The sequence below is a fragment of the Nonomuraea sp. B19D2 genome (assembly GCF_040137845.1).
GTDB lineage: Bacteria > Actinomycetota > Actinomycetes > Streptosporangiales > Streptosporangiaceae > Nonomuraea.
The window spans coordinates 108,972-129,815 of the sequence record NZ_JBEFAK010000029.1 but is presented as its reverse complement, the minus strand read 5'-3'; the positions used below and the strand labels follow the sequence as shown (position 1 = coordinate 129,815).

Sequence of the window (20,844 nt, the reverse complement as noted above, 5' to 3'; positions counted from 1 at the left end):
ATGCCGACGAACGACGACACCTTGCCGATGAACACCCCGTCGCACACCCCAGCGGCGGGGTGTTCTCGTCGCCGATCGTCGGCACCGTCAGTGCCTGCTTCGTCGGCATTTTCAGCGCCGGGCAACAGTGGCTCATCCTGAAGAAGGCAGGCATCGACCCTGCGCCGCGACGCATGGGGCCGACCTGGAGCGAGTTCCTGCATGCACAGGCCTCCGGGATTCTGGCGTGCGATTTCTTCCACTGCGACACCGCCGGGCCGACTCCTGTTGCGCGTCCTTGCGCTTGGCGGGCAGAGCGCCCATCCAGGCGGCCAGGGCCTTTCGATCGTGCTGTACGGGTTGCGCCGGCCGGCTGGCCGCGGCGGCGGCCGTGAGCAGGTCGTCGTCCAGGCGCAGGAAGTCGGCCAGGGCACGTTGCAGCGCGCTGAGCGAACCCGGCCCGGGCGGGACGGGCGGCGCCAGTTCGCCCTCCTCCTCTGCCTCGCTGGTGAGGTCGAGAACGAGGTGTTCGCCGCTGGTCCAGGAGCAGACCTGGTCACCTGCGCAGTAGCGTTCGGCCTGCTTGAGGGTCAGCACGACCTTGGGGAGGCGGAGCATGATCCGCGGATTAAATGGCAGCGATCTTACGGTGGCATCGCAACCTCGTGGCGCGAAAGTGGACCTTCACGGACGGGCGGCGCCCGGGACGGCCCGGCACCCGCATGCTGCACGCAGCCAGCATCTGACCGCCCACCCGACCGGGGCATGGACAGTGCAGCAGGTCCGCAACCCGGCGATAGACCTGCGGAAGCGCATCGCCGGGCTGCGGTTCTTGATCCACCATCGCGATTCGCTCTTCACCTCCGCCTTTCGGGAGGTCTTCAAAGCCGAAGTGATAATGACACCGAGGATGACCGGATCTTGATCCTCAACGAACGCCACCTGGCCCGTATGCTCCACCAATATCGGATCCATTACAACGGGCACCACCGGGAGCCTCGGGGCCGGTCGGCGTCAGGTCAGGAGAGCGCCGGTGATCGTTCGGCGTAGGTGCGCGAGTTGACGTTGTCGTTCGAAGGCACATAAGAGCCGACCATCCAGACCCGGTCCCCGGCGATCGTCAGCCCTTCATGAGCCGGCCCCGCCCAGACCGACGGGTCCGCGCCCGCGATGAGCTGCCACGTGCCGCCCGACAGGCGGGCGAAATTCTCGCCGGTACGGCTGGAGCCGGTCAGCCATACCTCGCCGCCCGGGGCGATGGCGACATCCCCCACACTGGTGCCCTCGACGTCGAACGAGGGCACGTTGACGTAGTCCCATCGGGTGCCGTCGTAGCGCATGACCGCTGCCTTGGCGGTCAGGCTGCCTGCCCAGGTGCGCCAGCGCCAGTCGCCGGTGGCGTAGACCTGGCCGGACGGGCCGACCGCCGCATCGGTCAGCCAGGTGCCGTTGGCGCCGCCGTTCGGGGTGTCCACGCGGGTCCATGCGCGGCCGTCGAAGTGTACGACGTACGGCTCGATCTGGTGGCCGGTGGTGCGGCTGGGCGCGTACCCGACCGCCCACACATCGTCGGATGCCCGCGCGGCCACCCCTGACAGCACGCTGTGACCTGCTCCCGGGGAGGGCAGCGGCACCAGTGTCCACGAGCGGCCGTCCCAGTGCTGGGCGATGGGCCTGCTCACGGCGTTCTGGTGGGCGTAGCCGACCGCCCACACGTCGTCCGGCCCGGCGGCGGTGACCGCGGTCAGATGGTTGGGCGTGTTCTCGTCGCCCACGTTCGGGCTCGGGACGATCTTCCAGGAGGCGCCGTCCCAGTGGGTGATCAGGGTGGCGATGCGCAGGTCGTCCGTCGTGCCGGCGGTGCCCACCGCCCACACGTCGTCCGGCGCGATCGCGGCGACCCCGGCTAGGTCCACATCGTTCTTTCCCGCGGGCATCGGGACCTCGACGTTGCGCCATGTGGCGCCATCCCAGTGCGCGGCCAGCGCATAGCGGGGCACATGCGGCTTGACCTCGTACTGCCCGACCGCCCAGACATCACTGCCGGAGGTGCCGGACACGTCTAAGAAGACATTGTGCCCGGTGCCCGGATTCTGGGTGGGAAGCGTCTCCCAGCCCGGCGTTCCGGCGACGGCCCGACCGGGCGCCAGCATGATGAGAGCTGTCACAGCCAAGCCGACGGCCACGCGTTTCCGTCTCGCCATCCGCCTCTCCTTCCCTTCGCACACCGATGATCCAGTTCCGCGCATGGAGCGTAGATCGCCTTCGTCCACCAAGGGACGTCCATGGTCATTACGGACTCCTTACGGAGGGGCGAATGCGGACCGATGACTGGTTCCACTCGACACATCACATGGCTACTCCCCTGTGGTCCGCTGTCAGTTGCGCGGATGCCGGACGTCAAGCACTTCGATCCCGATGTGGCGCTGGACAAAGTCGTGCGCCTGTTCTGGGAATGCGGCGCCGACGTCACCGGCATCGCCGAGGTAGTGGAGGCCACCGAGCTGAGCCGCTCCAACGACCAGCGGCGAGTCCGTACAGCACTTCCGAAGCTCCAGGCGCACCTGATAGAGATCATCAGGAGGCGCGGTCACGCGGGTGGTTCGGTCCCCTCGGGAGCGGCGGGCAGACGGGCGAGGAAGGGGGAGCGGCCGCGGAAGCCGCGGTGGAAGCGCCCAGGTGGCTTTGTGCCGAGGAACTCTTCCAGCCACGCCATGTGTTCGATTTTCTCGTTGCGGATCGCCTGGGCCAGGAGATAGGTGCGTTGATCTCTGCCTTCGGTGAGGTTGCACAGGCCGCTGTAGGGGTGGACGGCGCGTCGTATGTCTTCGATGAGTGTCGTGACCGGATCGTGCGCGTCGGCGGAGCTGTCCTCCGGCCGTGCAGGGCCGCCTTCCAGGAATTGCCGGATGTCGTCGGGGAGCCTTCCGTCCAGTTCGTAGATGCGGCCCACGAGCGCGTCGAAATGGTGTCGATTCTCATCGCGGATGTCTTTGAGGATCTGGCGTAGTTCCTCATCGGCGAATCCGAGGGGATGAACGGTGAGGGTCGTGTAGCGGTAGACGGCGCTGAGCTCCGCCGTGGCGGCGGAGGTGAGCCGGTCGATCAAGAGGTTCACATCGACGCCCGCTCGCTTGACGACTTCGCGCGCGCTGATCATGTCGGCTCCCGGGTCGGCTTCGGGGTGGTCAGGTTGCGGAGGGTTCCAGCGGGGCGCGTTCCTTGGGGTTGAGCGCGAGGAAGGCCACCCCGGCCAGGGCGCCGCCCGCCAGGTCGGCCAGGAGCCAGATCCAGATCTTGGACCAGGCGAACAGGCCCATCCAGGCGGCGCCGACGGCGACGGCCGGGTTGAAGGCGCCGCCGGAGATGCCGCCGACCGCGAACGCGCCGGCGGCCACGGTGAATCCGATGGCCAGGCCGTAGAAGCTGTTGCCCGGGTGGTCGCGGCTGGTGGCGGCGTTGAGGACCACGTACGCGAGCGCGAAGGTGAACAGCGCCTCGGCCAGCAGCGCGACCCCCAGCTCCCGCCCTGAGGGGGACAGCGCCGGCACGCTGCCGGGATTGACGATGTAGGAAGCGGTGAGCGCGGCGATGAGGCCTCCGGCCAGCTGGGCGATCCAGTACGGGACCGCGTCGGCCAGGCTGATCCGGCCGCGGAGCAGCACGGCCAAGGTCACGGCGGGGTTGTAGTGGGCGCCGGAGATGTGTCCTCCGGCGTACACCATGACCATCAGGATCGCGCCGATGGCCACGGGCGCCAGGGGCGCCTTCGTCAAGACCGTGGCGCCGATCGTGAGGACCAGGAAGAACGTGCCGATGAACTCCGTGATGTAGCGGCGCATGGACTGCCCTTTCCGCTTGTAGACCGAGACCGATCACGCTCCGCGGCAGCGCATCCAGAGCGTGCCATGATCCTCGGACTGAGGAGATTGCGGGCTTCTTACGGACGTTTACGGCTCTTTACGGCTCGCCGAATCGAAATGAGGGCTCTTGCCGGATGGCCCGGTATCCGCTAGTGATGCGCGCGCTCGATTCCGCCCCAGCTGCTCGCCGCCCACGTCGACGACGTTCCCGCAGTGCTGGCCGCCTGGGAGCAGCGGCTACGGCCCGAGGCTGAGAAGAAGCAGCAGCTCGGCCGCCGCGTCAAAGGCCTATACGCACCCGCTGACCCGTTCCGGCTGTGGCTGCGCGACCTGCCGCTGCGCCTGGCCTCCTTCGCGCCGGTCGGCCGGCTGCTGCAGCGCCGCCTGCAGCTCAAAGCCTGAAACCCGCCGCTGCGCCCGCTCAGGGCGTCAGCCCCAGCTCGCGCAATTGCGCCGGCCCCAGCGGCCGCCATCCGCTGGTGTTGAGCTTGGCCAGTTCCGCCTCGACGTCGACGTTGATGACGCCGAAGAAGTTGATGTTGTCGCTGTGGCCTGTCGAGCGTTGCTGTGGGCGGAAGTCAGGCTTGGCGGGGCGGGCTGTGCTGGTGTTGCTGCCAGCGTTCGAGCAGGGCGGGAATCTCGCCCAGCATGAATTGGTAGAAGTCGCGCATCTGGGTCAGCCGCCAGTGGGCGGGGTCGTCGGCCGTGGTGGCGTCGATGCCGGTCTGCGCGGCCTGGAGCATGACCTGGATGACGGTGTTCTGGCTGGTGAACAAGACGGCCCAGGCGTCGTCGCGCAGACGGTAGTGCTCGCGGCGGCTGCCAGGGGCGGGCAGGCGTTCAATCAGACCGACCGACAGCAGTGACTTGACCGCCCCGGAGACCGATCCGGCGCTGGTGTCGAGGTGCTCGGCGATCTCGCCGGCAGTGACGCTCTCCTGGTCGGTGAAGAGGAAGACGGCCAGGGTGCGCGCGGCCATACGCTGCAGCCCGCCGTCGGCCAAGGTCAGGGCGAGACGTTCGGCTGCCTGCCACCGCTCTTGCCTGTCGCTCATGCTGTGCAGAATATCGAATCTCATATGTCTTCAGAAAATTCTGAAGCTTCGGTATATTGCCCAGCATCGGGCTCCGCCAGGCGGAGGACCGATGGTGTGCCGGGAAGCCTGGTCGGCGATGTGAAAGCCACATCCGTCGACGAGGAGATGACCCCGATGACCCTGCTCAGCCGCCTGTACGGCGTCCGTCCCGCCATCCGGCACCCGGTCCGCGTACGGCGCAACGTCGAGATCCCCGCCGCCGACGGCGTGCGGCTGCTGGCCACCCACTACTACCCGGCCGACGTCGACCGGCCACCGCTGGTCCTGCTGCGCAGCCCTTATGGCAGGGGCAACGCGCTGGACCAGCTGCCGAAGCTGCTGGCCGAGCGCGGCTATCAGGTGCTGTATCAGAGCCTGCGTGGCACGGCCGGCTCCGGCGGTCGCTTCGACGGCTTCGTCATCGACTCGGCCGACGCCGACGGCACGCTGAGCTGGCTGCGTGACCAGTCGTGGTTCGGCGGTGTGCTGGCCACCTGGGGAGCCAGCTACCTCGGCTTCGTCCAGTGGGAACTGGCCGCCCGGCACATCCCCGAATGGAAGATCGCGGTGATTCAGGATGCGCCGTCGGCCTTCGCCGAGCATTTCATGTATCCGGGTGGCGCCTTCGCGCTCGGCAACGCGTTGGGCTGGGTCCAGCTCGTGGACACCATGTTCAGCGGGAACTTCTCCCTGACCCGGCAGCTGCTGGCCACGCTTACCGCTGGCCGGACACTGCGCCGCGCCACCCTCACCCTCCCGCTGGAGCAGGCTGATCGGGCATTGACCGGGCACCGGGTCAACTGGTTTCAGGAGTGGATCGCGCACGGCCCTCACGAGGAGTACTGGGCCCGCATGGACCACCGCGCCAACGTCGAGCGGATGCCGCCTCGGGTGCACTTGCAGGGCGGCTGGTACGACTTCTTCCTGCCGGGCATGCTGGAGGACCATGCCCGTCTGCTGGCCACCGGGCGCGACGTACGGCTGCTGGTCGGGCCCTGGGGACACGGCAAGGGCCTGTACACCCGCGAAGGCATGAGGGACGCCCTAGCCGCTCTGGATGCCGCCATGACCGGGGAGAACGCTCCTTCGGCGGTGCGGGTCTTCGTCACCGGAGCAAACCGGTGGTTGGACCTGCCCGGCTGGCCGCCCGCCCACCAGCCCACCAGCTGGTATCTGCATCCCGGTGGACAGCTGAGCCGCGCGGAACCCAGGCCGGAGGCGAGCCCTAGCCGTTACCGCTACGACCCCGGTGATCCGACCCCCACCGTGGGCGGGACGGCGGTGAGCATGTCCTCGGGCCCGAAAGACAACCGCGCCATCGAGGCCAGGCCCGACGTGCTCACCTTCACCACCACCCCGCTGGAAGCAGACGTGGAGGTGATCGGCCCGGTCCGGGTCCGGCTGCACGCCCGCTCGTCCATCCCGCACGTCGACTACGTAGCCCGCCTGTGCGACGTGAGCCCCCGCGGCCAGTCGCTCAACCTCTGCGACGGAATCATCCGCCTGAACCAGGACAGCGATATCCAGGGCGAGGCGCGCACGATGGACATCGCACTGTGGCCGGTGGCCCACCGCTTCGCTCGCGGCCACCGGATTCGGCTGCAGGTCTCCAGCGGCGCCCACCCCCGCTACGGCCGCAACCCAGGCACCGGCCAACCACTGGCCACCTCGCACGAGCTGCGTGCATCAGATCACGAGATCTTCCACGACCTCGACCACCCGTCAGCCCTCTGGCTGCCCCTCACGCCGGGAGCGTCATGAAACTGCTCGCGCTAGGCGGTACTCACCACGTGGGCCGTGCCATCGTGGAGACCGCGCTGGAGCGGGGCGATGAGGTGACCACGCTCAACCGCGGCCTCAGCCGCCCACCGGCCCCCGGCGTCCAGAGGCTCATCGCCGACCGCACCGACACCCCGGCGGTCACCGCCGCGCTCGCCAGTCAGGAGTGGGACGCCGTCATCGACACCTGGGCCCCCACGCGTCGTGCGCGACAGTGCCCGCCTGCTGGCCGGCCGTACCGGACACTACGGCTACGTCTCCAGCCGCGGCGTACATCGCTGGCCCTGGCCGGCGGGCGCGGACGAGAGCGCCCCGCCCGTCGACGGCGACCCCGAAAGCGACGACAGTGACGACTACGCCGCGGCCAAGCGCGGCGGCGAGCTGGCCGTCATCGAGACTTACGGAGAGCAAGCGCTGTTGGCGAGGGCCGGGATGATCCTGGGACCGTACGAGGACGTCGGCCGCGTCCCGTGGTGGCTGCGCCGCCTGGACAAAGGCGGCCGGGTGCTGGCGCCTGGGCCAGCCAATGCGTCCCTGCAGTACATCGACGTCCGCGACCTGGCCGCCTGGATGCTGCGGTGCGCCGAACGCGGTATCGGCGGCGCCTACACGGTGACCGGCCACCCCGGTGAGGTGACGATCGGGCAATTCTTGGAGACGGCGCTGGCGGTGACCGGCTTGGACGCCGAACTGGTGTGGGCGCCCGAGGAACTGCTGCGCCGCGAGGGCGTGTGGCTGGGCATGGAGTTCGGGCTGCGTTTCCCGCATGACCCGGCGCCGAGCGGCATGCATGACGCCGACGTCAGTACCGCCTTCGCCAACGGGCTGACCACCCGCCCGCTCCGGGACACGCTCGCCGCCACTTGGGTCCGGCTGCAGGCCGAAGGCGACCCGGCCCCGCGCCCCGACGCCCCGTCCCCGGACACCTGGCTCGATCCCGCCGCTGAGCGGCGCGTCCTCGACCAGCTCTAACCCTCGACCAAGCTTCAGCAAGGAACCTTCATGCGCGCCATCATCATCGGAGCAGGCATCGCCGGCCTGGCCGCCGCCCTGCGCCTGTCCCAGATCGGCTGGGACAGCCTCATCATCGAACGCGCCCCCACGCGCCGCAGCGGCGGCTACGGCGTCACCTTCGGCGGCATCGGCTACGACGCCGCCGAACGCATGGGCATCCTGCCCGACCTCCACAAGCGGGCCTTCGTCACCGAGGAACTCGTCTACCACAAGCCCAACGGCCAGCGGCGCTTCTCCCTCACGCGTGAGAGCATCGCCGCCACCATGGGCCCCCGCTCGATGAACATCCTGCGTGGCGACATCGAAACAGTCCTGTACGACAAGGTCCGCGACACCGCCGAGATCCGCTTCGGCACCACCATCACCGCCGTCGACCAGGACGCGCACTCCGTGCACGTCACCCTGAGCGACGGCAGCGTGGCACACGCCGACCTGCTGATCGGCGCCGACGGCCTGCACTCGGCCACCCGCGCTCTGGTCTTCGGCCCCGAGGAGGACTACCTGCTCGATCTGGAGCACATGGTCGCCGTCTACATGCTCGACAAGCGCCCGAACGCGATCGCGCCCGGCACCACCGGCACCCTGTCCTCACGCGGCCGCACAGTCGCGGTCATCAGCGTCGGCGACGGCCGCAATGTCGCCTTCTTCGGCTACCGCACCGACCGCGGCACCGGCACCCGCGCCGACGGACCCACCAGGGTGCTGCCGCAGGTCTACGGCGACCTCGGCTGGATCATCCCCGAGGTCCTCGCCGGCATGGCCACGACGGACTCCGTCTACTTCGACACCATCAGCCAGGTCGTGGCCCCCACCTGGAGCCGCGGCCGCGTGGTCCTGCTCGGCGACGCCGCCTGGTGCGTCACCCTGTTCGCCGGCTACGGCTCTGCCTTGGCGGTCGGCGGCGCCGACCGGCTCGGCACCGAACTGGAGCGCCACCCGGGCGACATCGGCACCGCCCTGGCCGCTTGGGAGGCGGCGCTGCGGCCCGAGGTCGACAAGAAGCAGAGGCTGGGCCGCCGGGTCAAGGGCGTCTACGCGCCCGCCAACCCCCTGCTGCTGTGGCTGACTCAGCTCCCGTTGCGCCTGGCCGCACTGCCGCCGGTGCGCTGGTACATGACCCGCCGCTTCATCAAGGGCTGAACACGCATGGAGGGCCCGCCCTCCAAGGTGGGCCGTCCAGCCGTGTTGAGAGCCGATACCAGAGGTCGCCCGCAAGCTGGCGTCTCTGGAACGGGCAGGCTGGTGCGGCGGATCCGACGCTGCTACCGTCGATTGTGGAGCGCCGGGAAGTCTGGTCGGCAAACGTCACATCGGACCGGCTTCAGGGAGGCGCCCCCCATGGCGAGCAGTCCTGCTGTCTTCATCAGTGGCCTGACCAAGCGGTACGGCAAAGTCCACGCCGTGGACGGGCTCGACCTCACCGTCCACGGTGGCGAGGTGCACGGCTTCCTCGGCCCGAACGGCTCCGGTAAAACCACCACGCTACGTATCCTGCTCGGCCTGCTGCGCGCCGACTCCGGCCACGCCGAGTTGCTCGGCGGCCACCCGTGGCGGGACGCGGTCGAGCTGCACCGGCGGCTCGCGTACGTGCCGGGAGACGTCGTGCTGTGGCCGACGCTGTCCGGTGGCGAGGCCATCGACCTGCTCGGACGCCTGCGCGGCGGCCTCGATCGGCGGCGCAAGGCGACCCTGCTCGAACGCTTCGACCTCGACCCCACGAAGAGGGGCCGCGCCTACTCCAAGGGCAACCGCCAGAAGGTCGCCCTGATCGCCGCACTGGCCTCGAATGTCGAACTGCTGCTCCTCGACGAGCCCACCTCCGGCCTGGACCCGCTGATGGAGGCGGCCTTCCGCGAGACCATCCGCGAAGAGCGCGACGGGGGCCGTACCGTGCTGCTGTCCAGCCACATCCTGTCCGAGGTCGAGGCACTGTGTGACCAGGTCACCATCATCCGCGACGGGCGCGCGGTCGAGACCGGCACGCTGGCCCAGCTGCGCCACCTCACCCGCACCTCGGTCACCGCCGAGCTCGACCGGATCCCCAACGGCCTGGCCGGACTGGAGGGCGTGCACGACCTGGCCGTCAACGGCTCCCACGTCCGCTTCGGCATCGATGCCGAACACCTCCAGAGTGCATTGCGCCTGCTCACCGACTCCGGCGTCCGCCAGCTGACCTGTCAGCCGGCCACGCTGGAGGAGCTGTTCCTGCGGCACTACCAGGTCGCGGCGTGACCGGCACGCTGACGCTGGTGCGGTTGGCGCTGCGCCGCGACCGCGTCGTGCTGCCCGTCTGGATCGTCACAATCGTCGGGCTCCTCGCCGCCAGTGCCTCGGCCATCGCCGAGCTGTACCCGCAGGCGGCCCAGCGCATCGCCCTGGGCGTCACCATCGGCTCCGCACCCGCGCTGCAGGCACTCACCGGGCCCGTCTTCGACGCGACGTCGATCGGCGGGCTCACGGCCTGGCGGACCACCACCACGGCCTCGGTGCTGGCCGCGTTGATGAGCATTCTCGTGGTGACCCGGCACACTCGCGCGGAGGAGGAGACCGGCCGTGCCGAGCTGGTCGGCTCCTGCGCGGTCAGCCGCCACGCGCCCCTGGCCTCGGCGATGCTCGTGGCCGGCGGCGCGAACCTGCTCATCGTGCTGCTCATCGCGATCGCCCTGGCCGGTCAGGGACTGCCGGCGGCGGGCGCACTGGCGTTCGGCCTGGCCGTGGGCGGCGTGGGCTGGACGTTCACCGGCGTCGCGGTGCTGGCCGCGCAGCTCAGCGAGCATGCCCGCACCGTCAACGGCATCGCCGCCGCGACCCTCGGATTGGCCTTCCTCCTGCGCGCGCTCGGCGACGCCGCGAAGGTGGAGACGCTCGCCTGGCTGTCCCCGCTGGGCTGGGCACAGCGGATGCGGGCGTTCGCCGGCGAGCGCTGGTGGGTGGCCGCCTTATTCGCCGTCACGGGGCTGGTCCTGATGGCGGTAGCTGCTCTGCTGGCCAGTCGGCGGGACCTCGGTGCCGGACTGGTGCCTGCGCGTCTGGGCCCGCCGGACGCGGCTGCCTCCTTCAGGAGCCCGCTGGCGCTGGCGTGGCGGCTGCAGCGCGGCGGCCTGCTCGGCTGGGTGATCGGCTTCGCCGTGGTGGGGGCGATGTTCGGCGCGCTGGCCTACAGCGTCGGCGACATCGTGCGCGACAACCCGCAACTGGCCGGGCTGCTGGCGCGGATGGGCGGCGGCGCCAGTGCGCTGACGGACACGTTCCTGGCCGCCGAGTTGGGACTGCTCGGCCTGGTCGCGGGCGGTTTTGCCGTCCAGGCGACGCTGCGGCTGCAGGGCGAGGAGTCGGCGATCCGGGCCGAGCCCGTCCTGGCCACGGCCGTGGCCCGATGGCGCTGGACGGCCGGCCATCTGACCGTGGCGTTGGGCGGCAGTGCGCTGATTCTCGCCGCAGGCGGGCTTGCGGCGGGACTGGCGCACGGTTTCCGGATTGGCGAGCCGATCCGTCAGGCCGCACGCCTGCTGGGCGCGGCACTGGTCCAGGTGCCCGCCACGTGGACGCTGGCAGGGATCGCGATGCTGCTGTTCGGGCTGCTGCCCCGGCTGACCGCGCTCGCATGGGCCGCGCTGGTGGCCTTCGCCCTGCTCGGCCAACTTGGCGAGCTGCTCCAACTGGATGAATGGGTCAGGGATCTGTCGCCCTTCGTGCACGTCCCACCGTCCTTGGGCCAGCCGGTGGATGCGAGCCCGCTGCTGTGGCTGAGCGCGGTCACCGCGGCGCTCTCGCTGGCCGGGATCGCCGCCTTCCAGCGGCGTGACCTGCGGGGAGACTGACCATGCCGCTCCTGATCGTTCTCAGCGTGCTGGGGCTGGCCGTGCTCGCTTTCGCCGCGGATCATCTGGTGCTCGGCTCCGGCCGGTTGGCAGAACGCCTCGGGCTGGAGCCCGTCGTGGTTGGCGTGGTCGTGATCGGGTTCGGCACCAGCGCACCCGAGCTGGTCGTGGCCGGCACGGCCGGGCTCCAAGGGCAGGCGGAGCTCGCGGCGAGCAGCCTGGTCGGCTCGAACATCATCAACCTGACGTTGATCCTCGGCATCGGCGGCCTGACCGCTGCCCTGGCTGTCCGCTCCTCCGTTTTGCGGCGGGAGGCGCCGCTATCGGTGGCGACCGTCACGATCTTCGCGATCACCCTGTTGTCCGGGCTCCGCCTGGCGGCGGGCGCCGTACTGGCCGTGGCCTTGATCGGAGCGGTGGTGGTGCTGCTGCGTTTCGCCCGCGCCACTCCCCGCGACGTGGTCGCCGCTGAGACCACGGACTACCTGGACACCTCCGTACGGCCGCGCCTGGCAGTCGAAGTGCCACGCACGCTGGCCGGTCTGGTCGGGACGTTGCTGGGCGCGCACCTGCTCGTGGCCAACGCCTCCGAGCTCGCCGTGCGGGCGGGAGTGTCACCGACCCTGGTCGGGTTCACCCTCGTCGCGCTCGGGACCTCACTGCCCGAACTGGTCACCTCCATCCAGGCCCAGCGCCGCGGCGACAGCGACCTGCTCGTCGGCAACCTGCTCGGCAGCAACCTGGTCAACAGCCTCGCCGGTGGCGCGATCATCGCGTTCACCACCACCGAACCGCCCACCATGGCGCCTGCTGTCATCGCCGCGATGGCAGGAGTCAGCGGGATCACCTGGGCGCTGCTGGCCCGCGGCAAACGGCTCAGCCGCAGGGAGTCGGTCCTGCTGCTCGTCCTCTATGTCGCGCTTCTGCCGCTGATCGCGTGAACGGCGCCCGACCAGGGCTACTTCGGATGAACCCCCGGAGGCGGAGCCGAGGATGAGCGATCTTGATGCGCGAGGAGGACGCCCATCCCCGGCAGGCGGAGGACGAGCCATCACAATGACGGTGCGGTTCGGCACTGAAGCATGGAGGGCACGGTGACGATGACCACTCTCGAGAGAGCCACTGCGGTGGCACAAGGGCTGAGAAGTGGTAGGGCGCCCGGGGCTCGAACCCGGAACCTACGGATTAAAAGATCCGCAGCGACCTGTCATTGCATGCCACGACGTGCCCGTTTGTGGCGTTCTCTCCACGGTCATCCCTGGAATCGTGTCGGGATGTGACCGTGGGTGCCATCCCGTACCGCATACACGCGAGCAACGAGCAACCAACGATCGTCCCGGGTGGGCTTTACCCGACCAGCAATGACATGTTCTTGGCCCCGATCCTCCGCCGGATCGCAGATCCTCATATTGAGGTTCGCCGGTCTCATCTGTGCCCTGAACTGCATGGATGGGAATTTTCGGCAGGCACAATTCTGTGCCTACTGGCCGATGCGGAGGTTCCGGATGCGGCACCGCAGGCCCGGTGCGCCCGTGAACTTGCCGTCAACGGTCACCAGCACCGCGTTGAGCGACTCCGCAAGTGCAACGTACGAGGCGTCGTAAGCCCACATGTTGTGCCGAAGCTCCCAAATGCGTGGGAGCAGCGACACGTGGTCGTAGCGTCTGATGTTCATGCGGCCGAGCAGTTCCAGGGCACGCAGAGCCTCATCCTCTGGCAGCTTCCTCACAGGCCTGAATGGATACCAGGAGCTCTGCCGGAAGGACCCCGTCCACTGCGGGGAAGGCGCCGTCGAAGAGAACGACGACATATCGCTCATCATCGGGATCATCGGCGGAGTTGGAAGCATCGCGAAAATCGGTCTGAGGGCGCTGTTCGGCAGCGGAACCAAGACCGTGGCAGCAAAGGCCGGAAGCAAACTCACCGGCAAGGCCGTGCCCTGCCATAGCTTCTTGCCCGGCACTTATGTGCTGATGGCCGGCGGACCGCAAAAACCAAGGACCTCCCAATGCCACGGCGTGCACGGATGACATTTTCGGCATGGGGAGAGTCGCTCCCCGGCGATCACAGGGCTGGTGAGCACGCCACAGTAGCGGGGGCCTGGGCAGAGCCCATGTAGAACCGCCACACAGGAACTCCCGGATTGCCGCATTTCCCGCGATAGGCGATGTCGTCTTTGCCGTCGCCGTTGTGGTCGACGACCCGCATGCCGAAATGCGGCGTGATGGATCCGTCAAGATACGGCTTGGACCCCCACCGTTGGGCGGCGAATACGTTGGCCGCGGTGCTGATATGGGCGCGCATGCACGCGGTCGTGGAACCGCATCGGCCAAGATAGGCGATGTCATCGCGACCGTCTCCGTTGAAGTCGCCGATCTGAAGGCCGTATTCGTCTGTCTCGTCGGGGTCCCAGTACACGTCGTTGCCCCAGTCGCCCATAGAGAAGCTGCCGTCAGGCTGGAGACTCAGCACCCGCCAGCACGCGGTGGCTTCGCATCGGCTGCGGAACACGATGTCGGCGCGACCGTCACCGTCGAAGTCTCCGGTGTGGAATCCGAATCGGAGCGTTTCTGCGGTGATCTCCACCAAATTACCGGCGTTACGAGGGTCCAGGAAACCATTTCCCGTACTCTTATGCATGCGCCAGCACTTGGCCCGTTCGCTGCCACAGAGCCCGTAGTAGACCAGGTCATCTTTTCCGTCGCCGTCGAAGTCCGCCACATGCACGCCGAAGTCTTCTGTGTCACGCGCCGCCCAGACATTCTCCCCCCAGTTCTGGTGCACATACCCGTCGCCGTCGCTCAGATGCGCACGCCAGTGGGACGATTCCGAACCGATCGCAACGTAGTGGACGAAGTCCTGCTTGCCGTCACCGTTGAAGTCGCCGCGATGGACACCTGCCATCGGCGCATCCCAATCCCCCGGAGGCTCGCATCCGGCTGTCGTGACCCCGTCCACGTGCAGATTCGTTTCGCCGCCCGTGTTTCCCTCCACGCATATCTCATTTCCTACCGCGCAGCGAATGTCGACATTGCCGCCGTTGACGAACTTGTTGCCGAGGATAAAGATGTCGTCCTCGATGCCTGTTCCTTCACAGACCGTCCCCGTGGAGGAGCCGTTGGCATCGGTGCGCCGATAGAAAATGCCGCTGCTCGCCTTGTCGTAGCCGAGCATGTCGATGCGGTTGTCCTCGATCCGTTCGTGATGGAGGTGGGCGGGATTCGTGAACGGATACATGTAGGTGAGGATGCCGGAAGACCTGAAGTGATTACGCAGCACGTAGTAGTCGTCGCCATTGCGCATTTTGAGGGAGCCGCCTTCGGCAGTGGTGGTCCACCCGTCCCCGTAGTTGCCTACCACATAGACGTGCTTCGCACCCCAGCCGTACATGCCATGGTCTTCACACTTGGCTCCGTCAGGGCAGGGGATGCCCGGGGTTCTGCGCCAGACGTTGCCATCGATCAAGACATCCTCATTGCGCAGGACAACGGAATCCTTCTCTTCGAATCCCATCAGGTTGATAGCGGTCCTGAAGTATCCGTTGGACACATCACTCTCGAGGTTCCGCGTGGTGCCGAAGTGGGAATCCTTGACCACGGTCGTCCGCGTTCGATGGAGGACGACACCGCGGCCGCCATGCTCCGCGCTCCGAAGGAAAGTGGAGTTATCAATGGTGACGCCGTTCGTATAAGACAGGGTAACGTAGTCGGAATTCCAAACCGTCTCGCCTGCGCCGTTCTCGAACTGGCAGTCAACGATGGTGAGGTCGACAATGGCGTCGTAATCCGTGGCGCCTTTGAACCTCAAGTGGATGTTGTCGAAATGCAAGCCCCTGATTGTGCTGTCCTTCAAGGGACGTGCTGCCGTATGGTCGATCAACAGGCTTGCACTTCCCATGCCCCGCAGGACAGGCGGATTGCCCGCCTCTCCTACATGCCGGACTCCAGAGCCGAAGAAGAAAGGCTTATCCAACTCGTAGACGCCACCCTCGAAATACACCGTGTCCCCGGGCGACGCCGCCGAGATCGCGGCCTGGATCGCCTCCGCGTCACTACGCCCATCGGTCCGATAGTCGGAGACGTTGACCCGGGCCGCGGCCCGTCCGTAGGCCGTTACGGGACCCACGCTCAGCAACCCTGTCGCGACCGCGATCACGACCGTTAACGAACAGATTAGACGAGCCATTTGATCATCCTCGCAGATAGTGGCGCTGTGATTCCCACCCAAGACATCCTTTGGGGCCCGACTCGATCGAGCGTTTCCAGGCCGGCTCAGTGGTTGATCGGGGTGAGTAGCGCGAGGCCCACGGCGTTCTTCTTGAGCGAGGTCTGGAAGGAATACCGGCCGCTGGGGACGTCGATTTCCTTGGCCACGACCCGGCTGAACGACGTGGTGCGGTCGTAGGGGTGGTTGTTGTGCGTGGCGTCGACGACCCAGCGCTCGAGGGAAGGCGCCCTTGCCACCGAAGAGGCTCTCGGGGGAGGTTGTCGATGGTGATGGTGGGCGTGTATACGTCGGTGCCCGATTCGGCCTGGTAGTTCCAGTACAGGACGGCAACCCGCGTGGAGTCGACATGTTGCTGGTGGCGACCATGCCCGCCGCCTGCACCAGCTGGTCGTGACGGAGGTCGGCCGCCGGGTCGCCGTTGCCGTTGTCGCCGCCGTGTCCGGTATCGCCCCCGTAGACGCCGAACTCCGTGACGAAGACGGAGGTGCCGGTGTTCAGGTCGTTCCTGCTGAGGAGTGCGCGGACGGCCGTCTTCTCGCCCTTGGCCCGCAGGGGATTGTTGCGGTAGTCGTAACACTGGCACGTGACGAAGTCCAGCTTCTTGCCCGGGGTGGCAGACGGCGAGGCGCTCTTCCTCCAGGCGGCTGGACTCGATCTGCGTCCATGAGTCGACCAGCTCAGTGAGGGCGCGTCCCCGCCACAGGGCCAGCGCCCGCCGGAACAGCTCGTCGGCCGTACCCGGCTCGCGGCGGTCGTTCGCCATCCGCGCCCGGCCGGCAAGCAGCGTGAAGCTGTGCGCGTCACCTGTTCGCAGGGCAGGTCCAGCAGATAGCCGCCGGGCACGGTGGCGATGAACTCGGGGGTGAGTGGGTTACGCAGCTTCGACACCACGATGTGGAGCTGCTCGCCGGCCGTGGCCGTCGAGGTCTGCCCCCAGACGTCGGCGACGAGCTGCCGCGCTGTGACGGGCCGACCGGCGTCCAGCGCCAGCCGCGTCAGCACGGCGACACGGCGACGGCCCTCCAGCCGTACCGGTTGCCCGCACGCCTTGATCTCCCAGGGCCCGAGGAACCCGATCTCCAGTGTCATCAGGGAGAGGAGCGTACAAAACGGCGGTATATCGCAGGTATGTCTCCAGAAGTGCTTGATCCGCCCTGGGGGCAGGGGAACGTCCTGGGCTCGGCGCGTGCTCCACCACGGGACGAGCCGTCAGGTGGCCCTAAGCAGGGCATCGTCCGACCTGCCCTGAGGAGCTCTCCGGCTCCGGCGATGCTCCTCTCTCGGAGCTCCAAGCGGACACGAGCCGGAAGGAGTCGGAAAAGCTGAATGACCCGCTCGGATGACATCATCGGCAGTCACAGCCTTCGCGAAGCACGCGCGTCTGGCAGGCCGATCGCCAACCGGTCAGGTGGCGCCTACGGTCGGTGGCCGCCGAGGGCGCGCCAGATGAGGGCTGCGGTCCGCTCTGGCCAGTGGGGCGGTGGGTTGGGTTCGGCCAGCGCCCGGCCGTACCAGCTGCCTGTGCACATGGTGACGGCGATTTCCAGGTCGGCGTCGGAGTCGATGAGGCCGCTCTGTTGTGCCGACTGGAGGATGCCAAGGATACGGCGGCGCCGCGGGGCGATCACACGGGCGCGGTAACGGGCGAGCACCTCGGGTTCGGTGGTGTCCTGAAGCATGGTGCCGACGAGCGACAGCCGGCCCGGCCGGGAGACGCCGCGCTGGAAGTCGGCCAGTTCGGCGACCAGGGCGGCATAGGGATCCGCCGGCGGGCTTGCCTGCTCCCCTTCGGCCATGCTGGCCACCGCGGCGGCGGCGAGCTCGGCTTTGCCCGGCCACCTGCGATACAGGGCCGGGCGACTGGTGCCCGCCTCCTGGGCGACGGCGGCCAGCGACATTCGCTCGTAGCCGTACACCGACAGATGCCGCCGGGCGACGGCCAGGATCCGGTCGTCGATGGTGGCGTCCCGCGTTCGCCCGGTCTTTCGTGTCATGATCCCACCCATTCCATTACAATGCTGTAATGTAACGAAAGCACCTCTCACCTCACTCTATAAAGGGGTCCCCTCATGGTCATCGAGTACATCCGCTACACAGTTCCAGCCCGCCGAGCCGACGAGTTCGAGCAGGCGTACAGGGCGGCGTCGAGCGTGCTTGACGACGACCCGCACTGCCTGGCGTACGAGATCGCCCGAGGCGTCGAGGAGCCCGAGCACTACACGGTGCGGATCGAATGGGACTCAATCGAAGGACACGAGCAGGGTTTTCGCCGCAGCCCTCGATTCGGGGAGTTCTTCGCCGCGGTGAAGCCCTTCTTCTCCCACATTGAGGAGATGAAGCACTACGACGCCAGATTCGGGGCCCGGTGAACACAGCTGAGCTGCTGGCACGGGCCCGCCTGCTCAACCGAGATCTGGCGCCAGGCGAGCCGCTTGCCGAAACGGTGATCCGGCCGCTGACCACGGCGGTCACCGAAGCCGAACCAGAGGTCACGCAGGACGGCACCCCCTCGGACCGCCTGTGGGAGCTGGCCAAGGACGCCACACGGCTGCGCGCCAGGCCCGGCGCGCACCCGGGCTTGATCGAGGCCACGGCCGCGTTGCAGCACCTGGCCTGCTTGTTCGCCGAGGACGCCGACTCCCTGACGAAGCGGATCGCGGAACTGGTCGGCATCCAAGGCGACCTGGAATCACGCATCGACGTCGCGGCCGACGGGCCGTATCTGATCACCAACATCTCGAAGATCACCAACTGGCTGGGCGAACCCATCCAGACGTTCCCGCAGATGGCGCTGTGCCGATGCGGCCAGTCCGCCACCAAACCCCTGTGTGACGGCAGCCATGCCCGCATCGCGTTCAGCGGCGCAAAGGACCCGGCCAGGGTGCCCGACCGGCTCGATTCCTACGAAGGCGTGCAGGTCACGGTGCTGGACAACCGCGGCGTGTGCGCACACTCCGGATTCTGCACCGATCGGCTGCCCACCGTGTTCCGGGCAGGTGAAGAACCGTTCGCGGCGCCCAGCGGCGGCCGGGCCGACGAGATCGTCCGGGCCGTGCGTGCCTGCCCATCCGGTGCACTCGGCGCCACGAACGACGGTCACAAGGTCCCCGACCCGCAACGCGAACCTGCGATCGAGGTGTCCAAGGACGGTCCCTACCGGATCACCGGCGGTATCCCGCTCGGCGGCGACGCCTCCCGAGAGCACTACAGCCTGTGCCGGTGCGGCCACTCACGGAACAAGCCGCTCTGCAGCGGCATGCACTACTACGTCGGCTTCGCCGACCCACCGCTGTCGCAGGACCCCACACTCTTCGAGTGGGCTGGCGGTCTGCCGGCGCTGAAGCGGATGACGCACATCTTCTACGAAAAGTACGTCCCGCAGGACGACCTGCTCGGCCCGTTGTTCGCCCGGATGTCGCCGGACCATCCAGAACGCGTCGCAGCATGGCTCGCCGAGACGTTCGGCGGCCCCAAGCTTTACACCGAGCAGTACGGCGGCTACGACCACATGGTCGCCGAGCACGCCGGTAAGGCGCTGACCGAGCAATGGCGAGCCCGCTGGGCGCAGCTCATCAGCCTGGCCGCCGACGACGCCGGACTGCCCACCGACCCGGAGTTCCGGGCCGCGTTCGCCGGCTATGTCGAATGGGGATCCAGGATCGCGCTGGAGAACTCCCAGCCCGGCGCCACACCGCCACCGCACATGCCGGTGCCCCAATGGTGGTGGGTGTGCGAGGCCAAGCCAGGCTCCCGCGTCTCCGCCCTGGCGCCACCCGCGCAACGAGAGCAGGTGCGGCTACCGGCACCCGATGAGCCGGTCGGTTTCGCCGACCACATCAAGCCGCTGTTCCGCGAGGTGGACCGCAAGTCGATGAGCTTCGCCTTCGACCTGTGGTCGCATGACGACGTCGCCCAGCACGCCGACGCCATCCTGCACCGGCTCCGCCAGGGCGGCATGCCCTGCGACGGCGCCTGGCCCGCTGAGCAGGTCGACCTCTTCGCCCGATGGATCGCCGAAGGAACCCCACCATGAGCAGGGGCCCCCGCCGGACACTCTCCTGAGGCCACGACGGGTTCCAGCGGCAGGAAGCCCACGAGCCCGTCGGGAGCCCCGGCCGCGTCCCCGACACACTCCTCGCCGAGTCGAGACCAGCGCGAACGAAGCCGGCCTGGCCGGCCGGGTCTTCCTCCGAAGGAACAGAGCGACTCCGCAATGATCGTCGTCACTGGGGCCATGGGCACCGTCGTCACCCCGCTGGTGCAGGGCCTGCGAGAACGGGGTCGACGACCGTGAGCACACGCCCATGAGGTGAAGGCGGGAAATGCTCCGAGGCACGCAAACACGCCGCCCGGGCTGCCAGGAAGGTGTCGGACCTGCCCGATCAGCCTGACACGACTGCTTTCCGCACTCTGTCTGACCAGCTCAGCACCCGGGCTGCAGCCTGCAGGTAAGGCGCAGCGGCTTCCGCAGAAACTCCCTTACCGGGCAGGGCGACCTGGGATAAAAGCCCGTCGTTAATCAGTGGTCAGCAGAGCTCCAGCCGTCCCTGAATGTGTCCCGGTGGAGGGCGACGAAAAGCGAGTACGGCCGGCCGGTGGAGTTGCGGGCTCGGAACTCATCGAACAGTTCCAGCAGCCGCGCCTGGAACTCGGCGTGCTCCTCGTCGGTGAGCCGCAGCGCCACCCTGCCCAGCCAGGACTCCTCGACGTCCACGGGCTTGATCTCCTGCAGGAACGCCTCGAAGATCGCCGCGTTGGATCCGGGTACGCCGGCTTCGCGTGTATCCAGGGGCCAGGACTTGCCGGTGGCGCGGTAGGGGATCTCGGTGGAGCCGCGCGGTCCGGGCCGACTCGGCTCGGCGGCCAGGAAGCCGGTCTCCACCAAGGTGCGTACGTGGTGCAGGGTCGTGGCCGGGTTGGCCCCCAGCCGGTGGGCGATCTCCTTGTTGGTGAGCGCCTGGTCGCGGCAGAGCCGCAGGATGCGCAGGCGTACGGTCGAGGCCAGGGCACGTGCCTCTGCTTTGGTCGCCGCGCGGCGAGTGGTGCTCATGGCATGTCACTCTACTTCCCCACTGATTGACTTTT

The 20,844-nt window shown here is 68.0% G+C and carries 21 protein-coding genes and 3 pseudogenes; 10 read left to right on the top strand and 14 right to left on the bottom strand.

Translation table 11 applies throughout. The features are described from left to right. Positions 1-132: 132 nt before the first annotated feature. Entirely contained in the window at positions 133-597 is a 465-nt protein-coding gene (locus ABN273_RS39425; RefSeq protein WP_349454362.1) for a hypothetical protein, read from the bottom strand. On the opposite strand from ABN273_RS39425, the gene ABN273_RS39420 reads away from it, so the two are divergent. Continuing rightward, the gene (locus ABN273_RS39420; protein ID WP_349454361.1) at positions 596-904 is read left to right on the top strand and encodes a hypothetical protein; all 309 of its coding nucleotides are present in this window, start codon (positions 596-598) and stop codon (positions 902-904) included. The genes ABN273_RS39425 and ABN273_RS39420 overlap by 2 nt on opposite strands. 94 nt (positions 905-998) lie before the next feature. Here the strand turns inward: ABN273_RS39420 and ABN273_RS39415 are convergent, their stop codons facing one another. The 4 genes from ABN273_RS39415 to ABN273_RS39400 all read right to left on the bottom strand — a co-directional run bounded on the left by ABN273_RS39415 (position 999) and on the right by ABN273_RS39400 (position 3,821). Next, a complete protein-coding gene (locus ABN273_RS39415; RefSeq protein WP_349454360.1) occupies positions 999-2,183 on the bottom strand; it encodes a hypothetical protein in 1,185 nt (394 codons plus the stop codon). A gap of 174 nt (positions 2,184-2,357) precedes the next feature. Next, positions 2,358-2,573: a hypothetical protein gene (locus tag ABN273_RS39410; RefSeq protein ID WP_349454359.1), complete on the bottom strand. Its 216-nt coding sequence runs from the start codon at positions 2,571-2,573 to the stop codon at positions 2,358-2,360. Continuing rightward, positions 2,570-3,139, bottom strand: coding sequence for a ferritin-like domain-containing protein (locus ABN273_RS39405; RefSeq protein ID WP_349454358.1), 570 nt, complete (start codon positions 3,137-3,139; stop codon positions 2,570-2,572). Before ABN273_RS39405 ends, ABN273_RS39410 begins: the two co-directional genes overlap by 4 nt. Before the next feature lie 28 nt (positions 3,140-3,167). Next, positions 3,168-3,821, bottom strand: coding sequence for an MIP/aquaporin family protein (locus ABN273_RS39400; RefSeq protein WP_349454357.1), 654 nt, complete (start codon positions 3,819-3,821; stop codon positions 3,168-3,170). A 234-nt stretch (positions 3,822-4,055) separates the two neighbouring features. On the opposite strand from ABN273_RS39400, the gene ABN273_RS39395 reads away from it, so the two are divergent. Further along, on the top strand, positions 4,056-4,244 hold the full coding sequence (locus ABN273_RS39395) for a hypothetical protein (RefSeq protein WP_349454356.1): 189 nt from the start codon (positions 4,056-4,058) through the stop codon (positions 4,242-4,244). Between the two features lie 176 nt (positions 4,245-4,420). Here the strand turns inward: ABN273_RS39395 and ABN273_RS39390 are convergent, their stop codons facing one another. Continuing rightward, positions 4,421-4,897, bottom strand: a complete 477-nt coding sequence (locus ABN273_RS39390; RefSeq protein WP_349454355.1) for a GbsR/MarR family transcriptional regulator — start codon at positions 4,895-4,897, stop codon at positions 4,421-4,423. Between the two features lie 120 nt (positions 4,898-5,017). On the opposite strand from ABN273_RS39390, the gene ABN273_RS39385 reads away from it, so the two are divergent. The 6 genes from ABN273_RS39385 to ABN273_RS39360 all read left to right on the top strand — a co-directional run bounded on the left by ABN273_RS39385 (position 5,018) and on the right by ABN273_RS39360 (position 12,473). Then, on the top strand, positions 5,018-6,679 hold the full coding sequence (locus ABN273_RS39385) for a CocE/NonD family hydrolase (protein ID WP_349454354.1): 1,662 nt from the start codon (positions 5,018-5,020) through the stop codon (positions 6,677-6,679). Between the two features lie 222 nt (positions 6,680-6,901). Then, positions 6,902-7,669 (top strand): NAD-dependent epimerase/dehydratase family protein, encoded by a 768-nt coding sequence (locus tag ABN273_RS39380; protein WP_349454353.1) that lies wholly within the window; start codon positions 6,902-6,904, stop codon positions 7,667-7,669. Between the two features lie 30 nt (positions 7,670-7,699). Beyond that, positions 7,700-8,851 (top strand): FAD-dependent monooxygenase, encoded by a 1,152-nt coding sequence (locus ABN273_RS39375; RefSeq protein WP_349454352.1) that lies wholly within the window; start codon positions 7,700-7,702, stop codon positions 8,849-8,851. A 198-nt stretch (positions 8,852-9,049) separates the two neighbouring features. Beyond that, the gene (locus tag ABN273_RS39370) at positions 9,050-9,943 is read left to right on the top strand and encodes an ABC transporter ATP-binding protein (RefSeq protein ID WP_349454351.1); all 894 of its coding nucleotides are present in this window, start codon (positions 9,050-9,052) and stop codon (positions 9,941-9,943) included. Continuing rightward, positions 9,940-11,532 (top strand): ABC transporter permease, encoded by a 1,593-nt coding sequence (locus ABN273_RS39365; RefSeq protein WP_349454350.1) that lies wholly within the window; start codon positions 9,940-9,942, stop codon positions 11,530-11,532. The genes ABN273_RS39370 and ABN273_RS39365 overlap by 4 nt, the downstream gene beginning before the upstream one ends. A 2-nt stretch (positions 11,533-11,534) precedes the next feature. Then, positions 11,535-12,473: a sodium:calcium antiporter gene (locus ABN273_RS39360; RefSeq protein ID WP_349454349.1), complete on the top strand. Its 939-nt coding sequence runs from the start codon at positions 11,535-11,537 to the stop codon at positions 12,471-12,473. A gap of 539 nt (positions 12,474-13,012) precedes the next feature. On the opposite strand, the gene ABN273_RS39355 is transcribed toward ABN273_RS39360, so the two are convergent. The 7 genes and pseudogenes from ABN273_RS39355 to ABN273_RS39340 form a co-directional block, all read right to left on the bottom strand. After that, positions 13,013-13,495 carry a type II toxin-antitoxin system VapC family toxin gene (locus ABN273_RS39355; protein ID WP_349454347.1) on the bottom strand — a complete coding sequence of 161 codons (483 nt, stop codon included), beginning with the start codon at positions 13,493-13,495 and terminating at the stop codon, positions 13,013-13,015. 101 nt (positions 13,496-13,596) lie between these two features. After that, complete coding sequence (locus tag ABN273_RS59825; protein WP_502911195.1) at positions 13,597-14,436, bottom strand: FG-GAP repeat domain-containing protein; 840 nt, start codon at positions 14,434-14,436, stop codon at positions 13,597-13,599. A gap of 726 nt (positions 14,437-15,162) precedes the next feature. Beyond that, positions 15,163-15,606 (bottom strand): annotated as a pseudogene (locus ABN273_RS59820) (glycosyl hydrolase family 28-related protein); the annotation flags it as partial. Positions 15,607-15,803: 197 nt separating this feature from the next. Further along, entirely contained in the window at positions 15,804-15,995 is a 192-nt protein-coding gene (locus tag ABN273_RS39345) for a hypothetical protein (protein ID WP_349454343.1), read from the bottom strand. 365 nt (positions 15,996-16,360) lie between these two features. Further along, positions 16,361-16,573: pseudogene (locus ABN273_RS59815) on the bottom strand (BTAD domain-containing putative transcriptional regulator); the annotation flags it as partial. Positions 16,574-16,599: 26 nt separating this feature from the next. Continuing rightward, positions 16,600-16,848 (bottom strand): annotated as a pseudogene (locus tag ABN273_RS59810) (AfsR/SARP family transcriptional regulator); the annotation flags it as partial. A gap of 326 nt (positions 16,849-17,174) precedes the next feature. Further along, positions 17,175-17,753: a TetR/AcrR family transcriptional regulator gene (locus ABN273_RS39340; RefSeq protein WP_349454341.1), complete on the bottom strand. Its 579-nt coding sequence runs from the start codon at positions 17,751-17,753 to the stop codon at positions 17,175-17,177. Positions 17,754-17,828: 75 nt separating this feature from the next. Here ABN273_RS39340 and ABN273_RS39335 point away from each other — a divergent pair, with 75 nt between their 5' ends. Both ABN273_RS39335 and ABN273_RS39330 read left to right on the top strand, forming a co-directional pair. Next, on the top strand, positions 17,829-18,128 hold the full coding sequence (locus ABN273_RS39335; protein ID WP_349454339.1) for an antibiotic biosynthesis monooxygenase family protein: 300 nt from the start codon (positions 17,829-17,831) through the stop codon (positions 18,126-18,128). After that, entirely contained in the window at positions 18,125-19,792 is a 1,668-nt protein-coding gene (locus ABN273_RS39330) for a CDGSH iron-sulfur domain-containing protein (RefSeq protein WP_349454337.1), read from the top strand. Before ABN273_RS39335 ends, ABN273_RS39330 begins: the two co-directional genes overlap by 4 nt. A 486-nt stretch (positions 19,793-20,278) precedes the next feature. Here ABN273_RS39330 and ABN273_RS39325 read toward each other — a convergent pair whose 3' ends face one another. Further along, positions 20,279-20,809, bottom strand: a complete 531-nt coding sequence (locus tag ABN273_RS39325; RefSeq protein WP_349454336.1) for an ArsR/SmtB family transcription factor — start codon at positions 20,807-20,809, stop codon at positions 20,279-20,281. Positions 20,810-20,844 lie beyond the last annotated feature (35 nt).